This is a genomic window from Lentzea californiensis (assembly GCF_024648825.1).
GTDB lineage: Bacteria > Actinomycetota > Actinomycetes > Mycobacteriales > Pseudonocardiaceae > Lentzea > Lentzea californiensis.
The window spans coordinates 1-719 of the sequence record NZ_JANBBE010000033.1 but is presented as its reverse complement, the minus strand read 5'-3'; the positions used below and the strand labels follow the sequence as shown (position 1 = coordinate 719).

Sequence of the window (719 nt, the reverse complement as noted above, 5' to 3'; positions counted from 1 at the left end):
CTGGGGGCCTTAACTCACGAAGAGTGGGATACCTCATCTTGGAACGAGCTTCCCGCTTAGATGCCTTCAGCGGTTATCCCTTCCGAACGTAGCCAACCAGCAATGCTCTTGGCAGAACAACTGGCACACCAGCGGTCCGTCCGTCCCGGTCCTCTCGTACTAGGGACAGCCTTCCTCAAGTATCCTACGCGCGCGGCGGATAGGGACCGAACTGTCTCACGACGTTCTAAACCCAGCTCGCGTACCGCTTTAATGGGCGAACAGCCCAACCCTTGGGACCTACTCCAGCCCCAGGATGCGACGAGCCGACATCGAGGTGCCAAACCATCCCGTCGATATGGACTCTTGGGGAAGATCAGCCTGTTATCCCCGGGGTACCTTTTATCCGTTGAGCGACCACGCTTCCACAAGCCATGGCCGGATCACTAGTTCCGACTTTCGTCCCTGCTCGACCCGTCAGTCTCACAGTCAAGCTCCCTTGTGCACTTGCACTCAACACCTGATTGCCAACCAGGCTGAGGGAACCTTTGAGCGCCTCCGTTACTCTTTGGGAGGCAACCGCCCCAGTTAAACTACCCACCAGGCACTGTCCCTGATCCGGATCACGGACCGAGGTTAGACATCCAATACGACCAGAGTGGTATTTCAACGTTGACTCCACAACCACTGGCGTGGCCGCTTCACAGTCTCCCACCTATCCTACACAAGCCGAATCGAAC

The 719-nt window shown here is 57.0% G+C and carries 1 rRNA gene; it reads right to left on the bottom strand.

Going from position 1 to position 719, the window contains the following annotated elements:
- Nucleotides 1-719 (bottom strand): 23S ribosomal RNA (locus LX88_RS43425); the annotation flags it as partial.